The 15,012-nt window shown below is 41.8% G+C and carries 14 protein-coding genes; 10 read left to right on the top strand and 4 right to left on the bottom strand.

Annotation, left to right across the window (positions count from 1 at the left end; all coding sequences use genetic code 11):
* Nucleotides 1–120: 120 nt before the first annotated feature.
* Complete coding sequence (efp, locus tag HMPREF2732_RS00655) at nt 121–687, bottom strand: elongation factor P (protein ID WP_005695259.1); 567 nt, start codon at nt 685–687, stop codon at nt 121–123.
* A 36-nt stretch (nt 688–723) separates the two neighbouring features.
* On the opposite strand from efp, the gene epmB reads away from it, so the two are divergent.
* The 9 genes from epmB (at nt 724) to HMPREF2732_RS00700 (ending at nt 11,055) form a co-directional block, all read left to right on the top strand.
* Nucleotides 724–1,740, top strand: a complete 1,017-nt coding sequence (gene epmB, locus HMPREF2732_RS00660) for an EF-P beta-lysylation protein EpmB (protein ID WP_070590660.1) — start codon at nt 724–726, stop codon at nt 1,738–1,740.
* 74 nt (nt 1,741–1,814) lie between these two features.
* The gene (oapA, locus tag HMPREF2732_RS00665; RefSeq protein WP_070590096.1) at nt 1,815–3,206 is read left to right on the top strand and encodes an opacity-associated protein OapA; all 1,392 of its coding nucleotides are present in this window, start codon (nt 1,815–1,817) and stop codon (nt 3,204–3,206) included.
* A gap of 105 nt (nt 3,207–3,311) precedes the next feature.
* Nucleotides 3,312–3,719 (top strand): MliC family protein, encoded by a 408-nt coding sequence (locus HMPREF2732_RS00670; protein WP_049364780.1) that lies wholly within the window; start codon nt 3,312–3,314, stop codon nt 3,717–3,719.
* 7 nt (nt 3,720–3,726) lie between these two features.
* Complete coding sequence (gene recO / locus HMPREF2732_RS00675; protein WP_070590100.1) at nt 3,727–4,431, top strand: DNA repair protein RecO; 705 nt, start codon at nt 3,727–3,729, stop codon at nt 4,429–4,431.
* 35 nt (nt 4,432–4,466) lie between these two features.
* Nucleotides 4,467–5,777 (top strand): 23S rRNA (uracil(1939)-C(5))-methyltransferase RlmD, encoded by a 1,311-nt coding sequence (rlmD, locus tag HMPREF2732_RS00680; RefSeq protein WP_070590105.1) that lies wholly within the window; start codon nt 4,467–4,469, stop codon nt 5,775–5,777.
* 101 nt (nt 5,778–5,878) lie between these two features.
* Nucleotides 5,879–8,128 (top strand): GTP diphosphokinase, encoded by a 2,250-nt coding sequence (relA, locus tag HMPREF2732_RS00685; protein WP_070590111.1) that lies wholly within the window; start codon nt 5,879–5,881, stop codon nt 8,126–8,128.
* 20 nt (nt 8,129–8,148) lie between these two features.
* Nucleotides 8,149–8,505 (top strand): diacylglycerol kinase, encoded by a 357-nt coding sequence (locus tag HMPREF2732_RS00690; protein WP_049364783.1) that lies wholly within the window; start codon nt 8,149–8,151, stop codon nt 8,503–8,505.
* Nucleotides 8,506–8,653: 148 nt separating this feature from the next.
* Entirely contained in the window at nt 8,654–9,910 is a 1,257-nt protein-coding gene (locus HMPREF2732_RS00695; protein WP_070590115.1) for a GntP family permease, read from the top strand.
* Nucleotides 9,911–9,924: 14 nt separating this feature from the next.
* Nucleotides 9,925–11,055, top strand: a complete 1,131-nt coding sequence (locus HMPREF2732_RS00700) for a glycerate kinase (RefSeq protein ID WP_070590119.1) — start codon at nt 9,925–9,927, stop codon at nt 11,053–11,055.
* A 58-nt stretch (nt 11,056–11,113) separates the two neighbouring features.
* Here HMPREF2732_RS00700 and xerD read toward each other — a convergent pair whose 3' ends face one another.
* Genes xerD through proC form a run of 3 tightly spaced genes read right to left on the bottom strand, consistent with a single transcriptional unit; the run spans nt 11,114 to nt 13,985 of the window.
* Nucleotides 11,114–12,007 carry a site-specific tyrosine recombinase XerD gene (gene xerD, locus HMPREF2732_RS00705; RefSeq protein ID WP_005698164.1) on the bottom strand — a complete coding sequence of 298 codons (894 nt, stop codon included), beginning with the start codon at nt 12,005–12,007 and terminating at the stop codon, nt 11,114–11,116.
* Between the two features lie 2 nt (nt 12,008–12,009).
* Nucleotides 12,010–13,170 carry a 3-phenylpropionate MFS transporter gene (locus HMPREF2732_RS00710; RefSeq protein ID WP_070590122.1) on the bottom strand — a complete coding sequence of 387 codons (1,161 nt, stop codon included), beginning with the start codon at nt 13,168–13,170 and terminating at the stop codon, nt 12,010–12,012.
* Entirely contained in the window at nt 13,170–13,985 is an 816-nt protein-coding gene (gene proC / locus HMPREF2732_RS00715) for a pyrroline-5-carboxylate reductase (RefSeq protein ID WP_070590125.1), read from the bottom strand. Before proC ends, HMPREF2732_RS00710 begins: the two co-directional genes overlap by 1 nt.
* 68 nt (nt 13,986–14,053) lie before the next feature.
* Between proC and rdgC the strand changes: the two genes are divergently transcribed.
* Entirely contained in the window at nt 14,054–14,965 is a 912-nt protein-coding gene (rdgC, locus tag HMPREF2732_RS00720) for a recombination-associated protein RdgC (protein WP_070590129.1), read from the top strand.
* The last annotated feature ends 47 nt before the right edge of the window (nt 14,966–15,012 follow it).

The raw sequence follows: 15,012 nt of genomic DNA on the forward strand, positions 1-15,012 counted from the left end.
CAATCAAAGTGCGGTTAGAAATAACCGCATTTTTTATCTCTATGAAACTAATGAGCAGGCAATAAAAAACGGCCAATATTTATCAAATATTGACCGCTCTTTTTATCTCTCAATGAAAGATTATTTCACACGAGAAACGTATTCGCCTGAACGAGTATCGACTTTAATTACTTCACCGATTTGAACGAAAAGAGGTACTTTCACCACAGCACCAGTACTTAATGTTGCTGGTTTACCGCCTGTACCCGCAGTATCACCTTTAAGACCAGGGTCAGTATCGATGATTTCTAATTCTACGAAGTTTGGTGGAGTGACAGTAATTGGCGCACCGTTCCATAAAGTCACGATACAATCTGCTTGGTCTAATAACCATTTTTCAGCATCACCCACTGCTTTTGCATCAGCAGAGTATTGTTCAAATGTTTCTGGGTGCATGAAGTACCAGAATGCATCATCTTTGTATGAATAAGTCAGGTTAAGATCCATAACATCAGCAGCTTCAACCGAAGTACCAGATTTGAAGTTTACATCTAATACTTTGCCTGAAATTAATTTACGAATACGAGTACGAGTAAAAGCTTGGCCTTTACCTGGTTTAACGAATTCGTTTTCAACGATCACACAAGGCTCACCGTCTTGCATAAATTTTAGACCTGGTTTGAAATCACTGGTAGTATATGTAGCCATATTAAAAATATCCTAAAAAATAGAGATTGTTTGAAAGTGCGTATTTTAACCCGAAATATTGCGATTAGAGAAGAACAAAATTGGTTAGAAACCCTAAAAAATGCGATTTCTGATCCGAAAATCTTATTAAAAACCTTAAATCTGCCCGTTGACGATTTTGCCGAGGATATCGCCGCTCGTAAACTTTTTGCTATGCGAGTGCCTTTGCCTTTTGTTGAAAAAATGGAAAAAGGGAATCCGAAAGATCCACTTTTTTTACAAGTGATGACGGCTCAACAAGAATTTATTGAGGCCGAAGGGTTTAGCCAAGATCCTTTAGATGAACAGCAAAAAAATGCCGTGCCTAATATTCTGCATAAATACCAAAATCGCTTGCTGTTCATGGCAAAAGGGGGCTGTGCAGTTAACTGCCGCTATTGTTTCCGTCGCCATTTTCCTTATGATCAAAACCCAGGCAATAAAACGAGTTGGCAACAAGCAATAGACTATATTGCGACCCATTCAGAAATTGAAGAAGTGATTTTTTCGGGTGGCGATCCGATGATGGCAAAGGATAGTGAATGGGCATGGCTATTAGAACGCCTTGAAAAAATACCGCACTTACAGCGCTTACGTATTCACTCTCGTTTGCCAGTCGTGATTCCAGATCGCATTACGGATGAATTTTGTGATTTATTGCTAAAAAGCCGATTACAAGCGGTGTTTGTAACGCATATCAATCACCCAAATGAAATTGATGAGGCGCTCTCTTTGGCTATGCAAAAACTGGTAGGCGCTAAAGTTACCTTACTCAATCAATCAGTCCTTTTAAAAGATGTGAATGATAACCCATATATATTAAAAGTATTGAGCGATAAGTTGTTTCAATCGGGTATTCTGCCTTATTACTTGCATTTATTGGATAAAGTGCAGGGGGCGAGCCATTTCTATATCTCGGATGAGCGTGCCTTACAAATTTATAAAGAATTGCAGACGCTCACTTCTGGCTATTTAGTGCCCAAATTAGCACGAGAAATCGGTGGAGAGCCAAATAAGACTTTATACACCGCTTAAGATCCGATAAAATACGATTCAATTTTTCACCGCACTTTTGTGCGATCTTTAGTTTAGCAAATCGAGGTAATACCGTGGATAATAAAAATCAACCTAACGACAATTCATCTCAAAATGAATTAGATTTAGGATTTAATCACTCTGACTCTGTGACCCCAAGAAAACCGGTTCAACAAAGTGGCTCAATTTTTGATAAAGCCAAAGGTTTATTTGGTAAAAAAGAGCAACCAGATACGCAATTCCATGTTCGTCGCGAACCAACTTTTGGTGCGGCAGCAAGCCAACCTTTTTCACCTTCTCAAGCATTTCAAAGTGAAAATACTGAACAATCAGCGCCATCAAGTGCTTTCGGAACTCAAGAGCCCGTTGAGAATGTTCAGGTAGAAAACGTAGCGGAAGAAAAAGTGATTTTTGAAAATTCGCCTGCAGAAGAGATTGTGGAAGAAGTGACAACTCAAGCTGAAACAGTTGCACCGGCAGCCGCTGCGGCAGCAAGCTTGAAATCACCTGAAAAATGGAAGGTTCTACAAATGTTACCAGAAAAACATCGTCGTTTATTTATTGCAATTTTAGGTTTAGTGGTATTACTGATCATTTTCTTCACCCTAAAACCAAACTCAGATACGGTGGAGTCTTTTGAACAACAAACCAGTAATGAAATTCCAGTTCAATTCCAATCATTGGATCAGTCTCAACCAGTTGAAACTACAGTATTAGATAACAATAATACTACGGCTCCTGCAACCACAGAACAAACAGCAAATGATGCTAAATCAGATACACCTCCAGCAATGGAATATGTAGGTGATAGAGCAGATGCCGCTAAATCACAAACTGCAGAACCTGCACAACAAACTGTTACTCAACAACCAGCGACACAACCTGCGCCGGTTCAACCAGCTGTTGCACCAGCACCAGTTAAAGAACCAGTGAAAACAGTACAACCAACTGTAGAAAAACATACCGCAATGGTTGAGCATAAAGTAGAACCACGTCGTGAACAGACACCAGTGGTTCAAGAGAAAAAACAACCTAAACCAGTAACTGAAAAAGCGACAGCTCAACCGACTCAAACCGTGAAAAAAGAGTCAAGCAAAATTCAAGAAGCGAAACCTGTTGCGACTAAAGACAGTAAGGTTCAAATTGTGGAAGCGAAATCAGCAACCCACAATGCAGTGAAAGCAGCTGAACCGGCAGCACAAACCGCTTCAACTGGTGCAACAAAAACATTAACGGTGCCACAAGGTGTGTCACTTATGCAAGTATTCCGTGATAATAAACTGAATATTTCAGATGTGAATGCGATGACCAAAGCAAGCGGTGCTGGTAATGCATTAAGCAGTTTCAAACCTGGTGATAAAGTACAGGTTTCTGTGAATAGTCAAGGTCGAGTAAGTGAGCTTCGCTTATCAAATGGCGGCAAGTTCATTCGTCAAGCCGACGGTTCATATCAGTATAAAAAATAATTTTTAGTGGGCGAGTAATCGCCCATTTTTCTAGATAAGATTGTTTATCCTTGCTCATTTCGCAAAGTGAGCAATCATAAACAACCCTTGATGGAAATAGAATTCATGTTAAAAAAGTTAAGCGTAATTTTGACCGCACTTTGTCTTTCCGCTTGTTCACAAAATGTTGAATTAAGCAAACCCGCACCACAGAAAATGAAAGTGCAAACCGTTGATAAAAAATCCCAAAAGGGTTCAGCGACGGTTTATTTGTGTAAAGGCAATAAAGAAGTGAGTGTGGTTCATACCAAGCAAAAACAAAAAAGTAAAAAAACACTCAGCCAGGTGACCGTTACTTTTAATGATGTAACCGAAAAATTGACACGAGTGATTTCTGAGCGTGGGAGAAATTATGCGAATATTCGTTGGTATTGGCAGGAGCGTGATGACTTCAGTCAATTACAAACTAGCGTAGGTGAAGTGCTCGCGGAACGCTGTGTTAAACAACCAAGTGAATTAAAATCAGGCAAATAATTCTTTTATGGATCTCCAACGCGGCTTTGTGTTACATCGTCGTCCTTATAGTGAAACCAGCCTTTTGGTGGATTTATTCACTGAAGAAACGGGACGTTTGACGGTTATTGCAAAAGGTGCACGTGCGAAACGTTCGGCATGGAAATCTGTCTTACAGCCTTTTACGCCATTACTTCTTCGTTGGTCAGGAAAAGGCGCATTAAAAACACTCACGAAAGCAGAGCCCGCAGCAATTACGTTGCCTTTGCAGCAAACGGCTTTATATAGCGGGTTTTATGTAAATGAGCTGATTACTCGAGTGATCGAGCCCGAAACGGCCAATTCACAACTTTTTCAGCATTATCTTCAATGCTTAACAGGCTTAGCCACTCAACCACAGGTTGAGCCTACACTGCGTCTATTTGAATTTCATTTACTTAAAATCTTAGGTTATGGCATCGATTTTTTGCATTGTGCAGGCTCAGGTTTACCAGTAGATGAATCGATGACTTACCAATACCGTGCGGAAAAGGGGTTTATCGCCTCGTTAGTGAAAGATAACTTAACCTTTTATGGGCGAGATTTGCTTGCTTTTGACCGTTTGGAATTCACCGATGAGTCCGTCTTGCAAGCAGCAAAGCGCTTTACTCGAATCGCGCTCAAACCTTATTTAGGCGATAAGCCGCTGAAAAGTCGAGAGTTATTTACGCAAAACGTGCTTTATTTAAAATAATCCTTTCTTTGATATAAACAGATTAATACACCATCATGGCTTTACTTTACGCTCCACAAAAAAAACAGAAAACCACCCAAAAAGTTGTCGCTGAGATTCAGGATTTAGATTATCAAGGGTTAGGTGTCGCCAAAGTTCAAGGTAAAACCTGGTTCATTGAAAATGCTTTGCCAATGGAAAAAGTGGAAGCGGTAGTGACTGATGAAAAGCGTCAATATGGTTTAGCCACGGCGCAAAAGTGGTTACAAAAGAGTAGTCAGCGTGTTGAGCCACAATGTCGTTATTATGGACGTTGTGGTGGTTGTCAAGGCCAACATATTCCTGTGGAAATGCAACGTAAAGCGAAAGAGAAAGCCCTTTTTTCTCGATTAAGTAAACTGCAGGCAGAGCCTATTCAATTAATGCCAATGATTTGTGGCGAACAATGGGGCTATCGCCGTCGTGTACGATTAAGTTTGCTATGGAATGCTAAAAACAAAACCGTTGAAATGGGATTTCGTCAGAAAAACTCCAATCAGCTAGTGAGTATTCAGCAATGCTTAGTCGCAGAGCCTGCGATTAATCATCTTATCCCCAAATTGAGCGCACTTTGGGCTAAATATTCAACCCCGAAACAATTAGGGCATATTGAATTAGTTTCAGCGGATAATGGCGTAGCCATGTTGTTACGTTACAAAGGAAATTTAGCCGAAACTGACCGCACTTTGTTGCTCGAGTTTGCACGCGTAAATGCTGTGAATTTGTTTCTGCAAGATGATCAAAACATCCAACTTGTGCATGGTGAAATGCCTTATTATGCGTTAGACGGTATTCGTTTATCTTTTGATATCCGCGATTTTATTCAAGTGAATACTCATCTAAATCAGCAAATGGTTGAGACGGCTTTAGATTGGCTTGATTTGAATCAGGATGATCATGTCTTAGATTTATTCTGCGGCATGGGCAATTTCACGTTGCCTTTAGCCAAACGCGTGAAAAGTGCGGTTGGAATTGAAGGTGTTTTTGATATGGTTCAAAAAGCCCAATCGAATGCACAATTTAATCACATTGAGAATGTTGAATTTTATCAAGCCGATTTAGACCAAGCTTTTTCAGAACAACCTTGGGCAAAACAACATTTCAATAAAATTCTTCTCGATCCGCCTCGCAGTGGTGCCGCTTTTGCGCTGAATGCGTTATGTGAGCTTGGTGCAGAAAAAATTCTTTATGTATCTTGCAATCCTGCAACTTTAGTACGAGATGCAGAAATTCTCCGTTCTTTCGGGTATCGCATCATCAAAACGGCCATGATTGATATGTTCCCGCATACCAGTCATTTGGAGTCAGTGACATTATTTATCAAATAAGGTGTAAATTCTGATAGAATAGTCAGACTTTTTTGTTGTCTTAAAAAGACAACTCGGTTGACAGGATGTCACCGAGCCATATTCATCAACAAGGGGGTATTATGGTTGCAGTTCGTGGTTCTCACTTATTAAATCCGCAAGATTTTGTGATCGAGCAATGGTGTTCGAGCCTTAAACTTCCTGCCGCCACTGAAAAATCCCTGATTGATGCCTGGTATTACGCTCAAGCTAAAATAGCTGAACACGCCGATAAAATGGAAAATGCAGTGCTCACATTGCAATCTGGTGTGGAAATGGTGGAAATTCTGCATGAAATGAATATGGACAGTGAGAGTTTGCTCACTGCGATGCTATTCCCATTAGTAGCCAACCAGCTCGTAGATTGGGAACAAATTCAAGAAGATTTTGGTCCTAAAATCACCAAATTACTCAAAGGTGTGGAAGAGATGGATAACATCCGTCAGCTCAACGCCAGTCATTCTGCCAATGCTTCCCAAGTGGATAATGTGCGCCGTATGCTCCTCGCGATGGTGGACGATTTCCGCTGTGTGATCATCAAACTTGCTGAACGTATTACGTTTCTTCGCGATGCGGAAAATCATTTTTGCGAAGAAGAAAAAGTGTTGGCAGCCAAAGAATGTTCCAATATTTATGCCCCGTTGGCGAACCGTTTAGGTATCGGTCAATTGAAATGGGAGCTTGAAGATTACTGCTTCCGTTATTTGCATCCAGAACAATATCGAAATATTGCCAAATTATTACATGAGCGCCGTTTAGATCGTGAGCAGTATATTGCAGATTTCGTCACAGAGTTAACCGGTTATTTAAAAGAAAATATCGACCAGGTTGAGGTTTACGGCCGTCCGAAACATATTTATAGCATTTGGCGAAAAATGCAAAAGAAACATTTGGAATTCAGTGGCTTATATGATGTCAGAGCGGTTAGGGTGATCGTACATAAATTGCAAGATTGTTATACGGCGCTCGGTATCGTCCACACACATTTCAAACACTTGCCAAAAGAATTTGATGATTATGTCGCCAACCCGAAACCAAATGGCTATCAATCCATTCATACTGTGGTGTTAGGCAAAGGTGGTAAGCCAATCGAAGTGCAAATTCGAACCCAGCAAATGCATGATGATGCGGAGCTTGGTGTAGCGGCTCACTGGAAATACAAAGAGGGTACGACAGGTAGCCTTTCCGCTTACGAAGAAAAAATCACTTGGTTGCGTAAATTACTTGCATGGCAAGATGATATTACGGATTCTGGCGAAGTGATGGCTGAATTACGTAGCCAAGTTTTTGATGATCGCGTATATGTGTTTACACCGAAAGGTGAAGTGGTTGATTTACCTGCGGGATCCACGCCTCTCGATTTTGCTTATGCGATCCACAGTGAGATTGGCCACCGTTGTATCGGGGCGAAAGTTGGGGGACGTATTGTGCCATTCACTTATCACCTGCAAATGGGTGAGCAAGTGGATATCATCACGCAGAAAAATCCTAACCCAAGCCGAGATTGGGTCAATCCGAACTTAGGCTTTACCCATACCTCAAAAGCGCGCGCCAAAATCCAAGCGTGGTTTAAGAAACAAGATCGTGATAAAAACGTTCCAGCGGGTAAAGAGCAGTTAGATAATGAACTTGCTCGTTTGAATATAAGTTTGAAACAGGTTGAGCAGCTTGCTTTGCCGCGTTATAACTTAAAAAACCTTGAAGATTTATACGCGGGTATTGGTAGTGGGGATATCCGTTTAAATCAGTTAATGAATTTCTTGCAAAGCCGATTGATCAAAGTGACGGCTGAAGAAGCAGATCAAGAAATTCTCCGTCATGTGGCGAGTAAAAGTGCAAATACTGCACAGCAAAAGGCGCAGCAGAAAGCCGAGCAACAACAGAATAAAGGCTATGTCATTGTTGAAGGGGTCGGTAATTTAATGCACCACATGGCACGTTGTTGTCAGCCAATTCCAGGTGATGCGATTGCAGGTTACATTACGATGGGACGAGGTATCTCAATTCATCGTTGCGATTGTGAACAGTTTATTGAATTACAAGCTGCCCATCCGGAACGTGTAGTAGAAGCCCTTTGGGGGGATAATTATGCGGCTGGTTTTCATATTAATATTCGCATTGTGGCCAGTGATCGTAACGGTTTATTGCGCGATATTACGACCGTGCTTGCAAATGAAAAAGTCAGCGTGTTAGGGGTTTCAAGCCGTGCAGACACCAAAAAACAAGTGGCAACGATGGACATGGAAATTGAACTGAAAAATGTCGAAAGTTTAAGTAAAATACTGGCCAGATTAGCGAAGTTAGACGACGTTATCGAAGCAAAACGTTTATAGATTACAACATAGGAACTTTTATGTATAAAACCACGGGATTAACCCATTTAATTAACTCTACAAAATATTCTTTACAAGGCTTAAAAAGTGCATTCAAAAATGAAACCGCATTTCGCCACGAATGTTTTCTTGCGTGCATTCTGATTCCGCTCGCATTTTGGCTGGGTGACACTAAAATTGAAATCGCACTTATGATTTCATCGGTTTTACTTGTGATGGCAGTAGAACTCTTAAATAGCGCCGTTGAAGCCGTGGTGGATCGCATTGGCACAGAACGACATGAGCTTTCAGGGAGAGCCAAAGACCAAGGCTCAGCAGCGGTATTCATTGCACTTTGCATTGTTGTCGTGGTTTGGGGAAGTATTTTATTTTTCTAAAGTGCGGTCAATTTTCAGTAATAATTTCGGCTTATGTGTTTTACATAAGCCGTTTTTGTTGGTGGAAGTCGGACAAGATTTTATTCCTCTACTTTTGCTGATATAAATAAGAAAGATTTTTGCATATTTATATCAACAGGAGGACGCTATGCCTACAGTCTCAGCCTTAGGTGCACTCATTGCACTCATTGTCGCTATTTTCCTTATTTTGAAAAAAGTCTCACCAGCCTATGGTATGTTAGTCGGGGCTTTAGTAGGGGGATTAGTTGGCGGCGCTGATTTATCTCAAACCGTGAGTCTCATGATCGGAGGCGCTCAAGGTATAACTACCGCAGTCATGCGAATTCTTGCAGCAGGGGTATTGGCGGGAGTACTGATTGAATCAGGTGCGGCTAATACCATTGCTGAAACCATTACCAACAAGTTAGGTGAAACCAGAGCATTATTAGCGTTAGCGTTGGCTACATTAATTTTAACCGCTGTTGGTGTATTTATTGATGTTGCCGTGATTACGGTCTCTCCAATTGCCTTAGCACTTGCTCGTCGTACTGACTTATCAAAACCCGCTATTCTCTTAGCGATGATTGGTGGGGGAAAAGCAGGAAACTTAATGTCACCGAATCCTAATGCGATTGCTGCAGCAGATACATTCCATCTTCCTTTAACGTCAGTGATGATGGCAGGGATTATCCCCGCTATTTTTGGCTTAATATTGACGTATTTCTTAGCAAAACGGTTAAGAAACAAAGGTTCGCGCGTTTCTGCCCAAGAAGTTGTAACAGTCGAAACGCAGAATTTACCCTCATTTTTAACCGCACTTGTGGCACCTTTGGTTGCCATCTTCTTACTGGCACTTCGTCCGTTAGCCGATATTAAAGTCGATCCTTTAATCGCTTTACCACTTGGTGGTCTGATTGGCGCATTATGTATGGGCAAGCTTCGCCAAGCCAATAACTATGCGATTAGCGGTTTAGGGAAAATGGCTCCGGTGGCGATTATGCTACTTGGTACGGGAGCTTTAGCCGGTATTATTGCCAATTCCGGCATGAAAGATGTGCTCATTGAAGGCTTAAAACATTCGGGTTTACCTTCTTATATCCTTGCGCCAATTTCAGGTGCACTCATGTCGCTTGCGACGGCATCAACAACTGCAGGTACTGCTGTTGCTTCGAATGTGTTTAGTTCAACGCTATTAGAGTTGGGGGTGAGTAGTCTAGCTGGTGCGGCGATGATTCATGCGGGGGCAACAGTTTTCGATCATATGCCACATGGTTCTTTTTTCCATGCAACTGGTGGTAGCGTAAATATGGACATGAAAGAGCGCTTAAAATTGATTCCTTATGAAAGTGCAGTGGGGTTAATGATGACCATTGTGTCCACCTTAATTTTTGGTGTATTTAGTTAGTTTAAGGAGAGAATATGAAAATTGTCATTGCGCCTGATTCATTTAAAGAAAGTTTAACCGCACTTGAAGTGGCTAATGCGATTGAAACTGGTTTTAAACGTATTTTCCCAAACGCTGAATATGTGAAACTACCAATGGCAGATGGGGGAGAGGGAACCGTACAATCTTTGGTAGATGCTACTCAGGGGCGCTTAATTGAGGCAGAAGTCACTGCACCGTTAGACAACCAAGTAAAAAGCTTTTTCGGTTTATCGGGTGATGGTAAAACAGCAATCATCGAAATGGCGGCCGCATCGGGATTACATCTTGTTCCAATGGATAGACGCAATCCTTGTCAAACCACCAGTTTTGGTACGGGTGAACTGATTAAGCAAGCCCTTGACCTGGGTGTTCAACACATCATTTTAGGGATTGGTGGGAGTGCCACAAATGACGGTGGGGCAGGTATGCTACAAGCATTAGGCTTACGTTTATTGGATAAAAATGGTCAATCCATTGGCTTTGGCGGTGCGGAATTATCCAATCTTACTGAAATTCAACTGGTTGATTTAGATCCTCGATTACAACACGTACAAATCGAAGTAGCTTGTGATGTGAATAATCCACTTTGTGGCGAACGAGGCGCTTCTGCGATTTTTGGTCCTCAAAAAGGTGCGACGCCTGAGATGGTGAAGGAACTCGATACTGCGTTAGCCCATTTCGCCGAAATTGCCGAGCGGGATTGTGGTAAACAAATTCAAGAGCAACCAGGTGCGGGGGCGGCTGGTGGTATGGGCGGTGGTTTATTGCTCTTACCTAATGTGCAACTCAAAGCCGGTGTGCAGATCGTGTTAGATAATTTGAAACTCGCTGAGCAAGTTAAAGAGGCTGATTTAGTGATTACTGGTGAAGGCCGTATGGATGCGCAAAGTATCTTAGGTAAGACCCCAATCGGTGTGGCACGCACAGCAAAACAATTTAATAAGCCTGTTATCGCGATTGTAGGTTGTTTGCGTGAGGATTATGAAGTGGTGTATGAACATGGAATTGATGCGGTGTTCCCGATAATTCGAAGTCTGAGTGATTTACCGACAATTCTCAAGCAAGGCGAGCAGAATTTAATCTCAACAGCTCAAAATGTGGCGAGATTGTTGTCATTGAAATAAGCTTTTCATACTAAAGTGCGCTCAAAAATAATGATAAATTTGACCGCACTTTTTTATTTTATCCCCTCGGATGAAATCTTTCGTGAAGGTGTTTCAAGCGTTCTTTAGCCACGTGAGTATAAATTTGCGTGGTAGAGAGATCGCTGTGTCCGAGGAGCATTTGCACAACACGGAGATCCGCACCGTGGTTAACTAAATGCGTCGCAAAGGCATGACGGAGAACGTGTGGAGATAGCGCATCCGTATCGATTCCCGCTAATACGGCATAATGCTTTATACGATGCCAAAAGGTTTGTCGAGTCATTTGCTGAGCCCGTTGACTGGGAAAGACTACATCAGAGCTTTGCCCATTAAGCAAAATGGGGCGACCATAAAGTACAAATTGTCGCACCCAAAACGCGGCTTCTTCCCCCATTGGTACAATGCGTTCCTTGTTGCCTTTGCCAATCACACGCACGACACCTTGTTGCAGATTCATATTCTCAATAGTGAGCGTGACCAATTCCGTGACACGTAATCCAGTGGCGTATAGCAATTCCAACATGGCTTTATCGCGTAACTCGAGCGGAATTTCGACATCAGGTGTATTTAATAAATCCGTGACTTGTTGCTCGGTTAAATACTTAGGTAAGCGGCTTGGCAATTTAGGCGAGCTCAGTACGGCACTCGGATCATCCGTACGATACTTTTCACGATACAAATATTGGAATAATTTCCGCATCGCACTCAACATTCGCGCGGTGCTAGTGGCTTTGTAGCCTTGTTCTAAACGGCTGCCCAAAAATTGTTGCAGATCTAAGGGTTCTAGGGTTTCGAGGGATAAATTTTGTTTATCCAACCAATCACAAAGTGCAGTCAAATCGAGACGATAAGACTGCACGGTGTTTTCAGACAATCCTTTTTCAATCCAATATTCATTCAAGAATAAATCGACTAGCGTAAGGTTATTCATGTTTACACTCTATGTACCAAAAAGGCTTTCACGCCACGTGGAGTGATAAATAATCCGATGAAAGCAAAGGCGGCCATTAAACTAAAGGCATAAACTGGCAAAATTGGATAAAGTACGCCAGAAAGCGCAGTGAAAATCGCAATGGCTGCACATCCCGCCAAGGCATTGTATAAGCCTTGTAATTTCGCAATATGGGTTTGAGGTTGAGTGGTGATGTAACGCACGGTTGCGTAATGGCCAACGACATAAGTAAGACTGTGAAAACATTGCAATAGGACGATTTCAACAAAGGTATCGGCATAACCGAACGCGAGCCAACGCACGATAGCCGCAATACCGGTGAGATAGAAAAGGGCTGTAATGGTCCAGTTTTTGAATAATCGAGTAGAGAAGAAAAAGACCACGATTTCAGCTAATACACTGATTCCCCAAAATAAGCCTGCATCGGAAACGGAGTGGCCATGATTTGTCCAAAAAATAGTGCTGTATGAGTAATAAGCTGCGTGCGATCCTTGAATCAGTGCAATCGCAATAAACAAGCGAAGGGTAGTTTTATTTTTCAGCAAGTCTAAAAATCCAACGGAATTTTCGACTGCACTTTGAGGTTCATCCTGCGGCATTGGGTTCGGATGAAGTAATTGCACAATACAGTAAAAAACGAGTATGCCTGTGATCATCCAAGTAATATATTGTTCACCCACGAGTCCAACAAAATACCCGAATACCATCACACCAACAACAAATGCAAAGGAACCAATTAAGCGCGCTTTGCCATAATCTAAATGAATTTGTTGTTGCCATGTGCTGGCGAGGCTATCACCAATCGGCATTCCGGCCGCATTCACCATGGAATACAACGCAAGTCCAATAAATAATAGCCAGAAATTGTGCGACATCAGTCCAATTAAGGCCATCGTAATGGCACTGGCCACACCTAAATAACGTAAGCCATTTACTAAGAGGGAAACACGTTTGATTAAGCCAGAAAATAAAATACCGCCGCTGAAACGGAAAATGTAGGCACAGGCGAGCAATAAGCCGATGCTTTCTTCGCTATAAGATTGCGTTTTCAACCATGCAGGGAAAAGCGGAAGAAACACACCATAGGCACAATAGTAGCCAAAAAAGCTCAAAGCGAGCCAAGTAAAAGGACGAACTTGCATTAGAATAATTTTTCCATTTCTTGTGAGCGTGCCACGCAGGCCTGCATCGCTTGTTTAATGATGTCGTTAAATTGGTGTTGATTGAATACATTTAATGCGGCTGCAGTAGTGCCGCCTTTTGAGGTCACATTTTCTCGTAATGTGGAAAGCGAAGTCTGTGGGTTTTCAATCACCAACTTCGCTGAGCCTAACATAGCTTGTTGTACTAGCTCACGCGATTGCTTTTCATCTAATCCCATTTCCATTAGGCCTTGTTGCATGGCTTCTAAAAATTGGAAGAAGTAGGCTGGGCTACTGCCAGATGCAGCGGTGACAGCATGCATTTGAGCTTCATTTGTCACCCAAGTGGTTTTCCCTACAGCTGAAAGTAAATCTTCCGCAAAAGTGCGGTCAATTTCAGGTGTGTTTTTATCAGCAAATAAGCCAGCCATACCTTCACCCACTAATGCAGGGGTATTTGGCATCACGCGTACAATGGATTTTGCTGTTGGAATGAGTTCAGCTAATCGGGCAGTCGAAATTCCTGCTGCAATAGAAATAATTAATTTATCAGAGAAATCAACCGCACTTAATGGCTTACAAACATCAGCAAGAACTTGTGGCTTAACGGCAAATAACACAACTTGAGATTGTATGATGGATTGCTCGTTGTCTGTCGAAACGGCGATGCCATATTGAGCAAAAAAGGCACGTTTCTCTTCATTAGGATCATTAACAATAATTTGGTCGGCTGGATAACCTTGTTTTAATAGGCCTAACACAATCGCTTGTGCCATATTGCCACCGCCGATGAAGGCAATTAATTTCTGTTGCATCATTTTTTCCCGTGAGTTTATGGGCTACAATGTTGCATATTTTACCCTATTATGAAGGAAGTGTTACGATGTGGTTTAAAAATTTAATGTCATATAGGCTGACGAAGCCCTTAGATTGGGATCTTAATGAATTACAACGCCAGTTGTCAGATTGTGAATTTCATCCTTGTGGCTCACAAGATCAAAGTAAATTCGGTTGGACGAATCCCTTGAAAGACAGCGAATTATTGCATTTTTCTGTCGGTAAACACATTTTGTTAGTTGCGAAAAAAGAAGAAAAAATGTTGCCGGCGAATGTGGTAAAACGTGAATTAGATGAACGCATTGAAAGCCTAGAGCAAAAAGAAAACCGTAAATTGAAGAAAACGGAAAAACAAACGTTAAAAGATGATGTGGTGATGAATTTATTGCCACGTGCATTCACTAAAAATCAGCAAACTTCTGTATGGATTGATACAGAGAACAACCTTGTGCATGTCGATGCGGCATCGAGTAAACGAGCAGAAGATGCCTTGGCGTTATTACGTAAATCACTTGGTTCGTTACCCGTTGTACCGTTGGCATTTGCAAATGAACCTTCGACCATTTTAACGGATTGGATTGTGCAGGAAAAAATCCCGCATTGGTTGGTGGCATTAGAAGAGGCTGAACTGCGAGGAAGCCAAGAAGACAGCGTGATCCGTTGTAAGAAACAGCCTTTAGAAAATGAAGAGATTCTCGCACTTTTACAAGATGGCAAAAAAGTGGTGAGCAAACTCGCATTGGAGTGGGAAGATACGCTGACGTTTGTATTTAATGAAGATTGCACGCTCAAACGTTTAAAATTTGCTGATGCAGTGCGTGAGAAAAATGCGGATATTTTAAAAGAAGATTATGCGCAACGTTTTGATGCTGATTTTGTATTAATGACGGGCATTTTATCTAAACTGACCGAAAACTTACTCGATGAATTCGGTGGCGAGAAAGTAAGGTTAGGCTAGTTTTAATCATGAAATAAAAAAGGCGAACATGAGATGTTCGCCTTTTG

It is taken from the genome of Haemophilus sp. HMSC061E01, assembly GCF_001810345.1.
Taxonomy (GTDB): domain Bacteria; phylum Pseudomonadota; class Gammaproteobacteria; order Enterobacterales; family Pasteurellaceae; genus Haemophilus_D.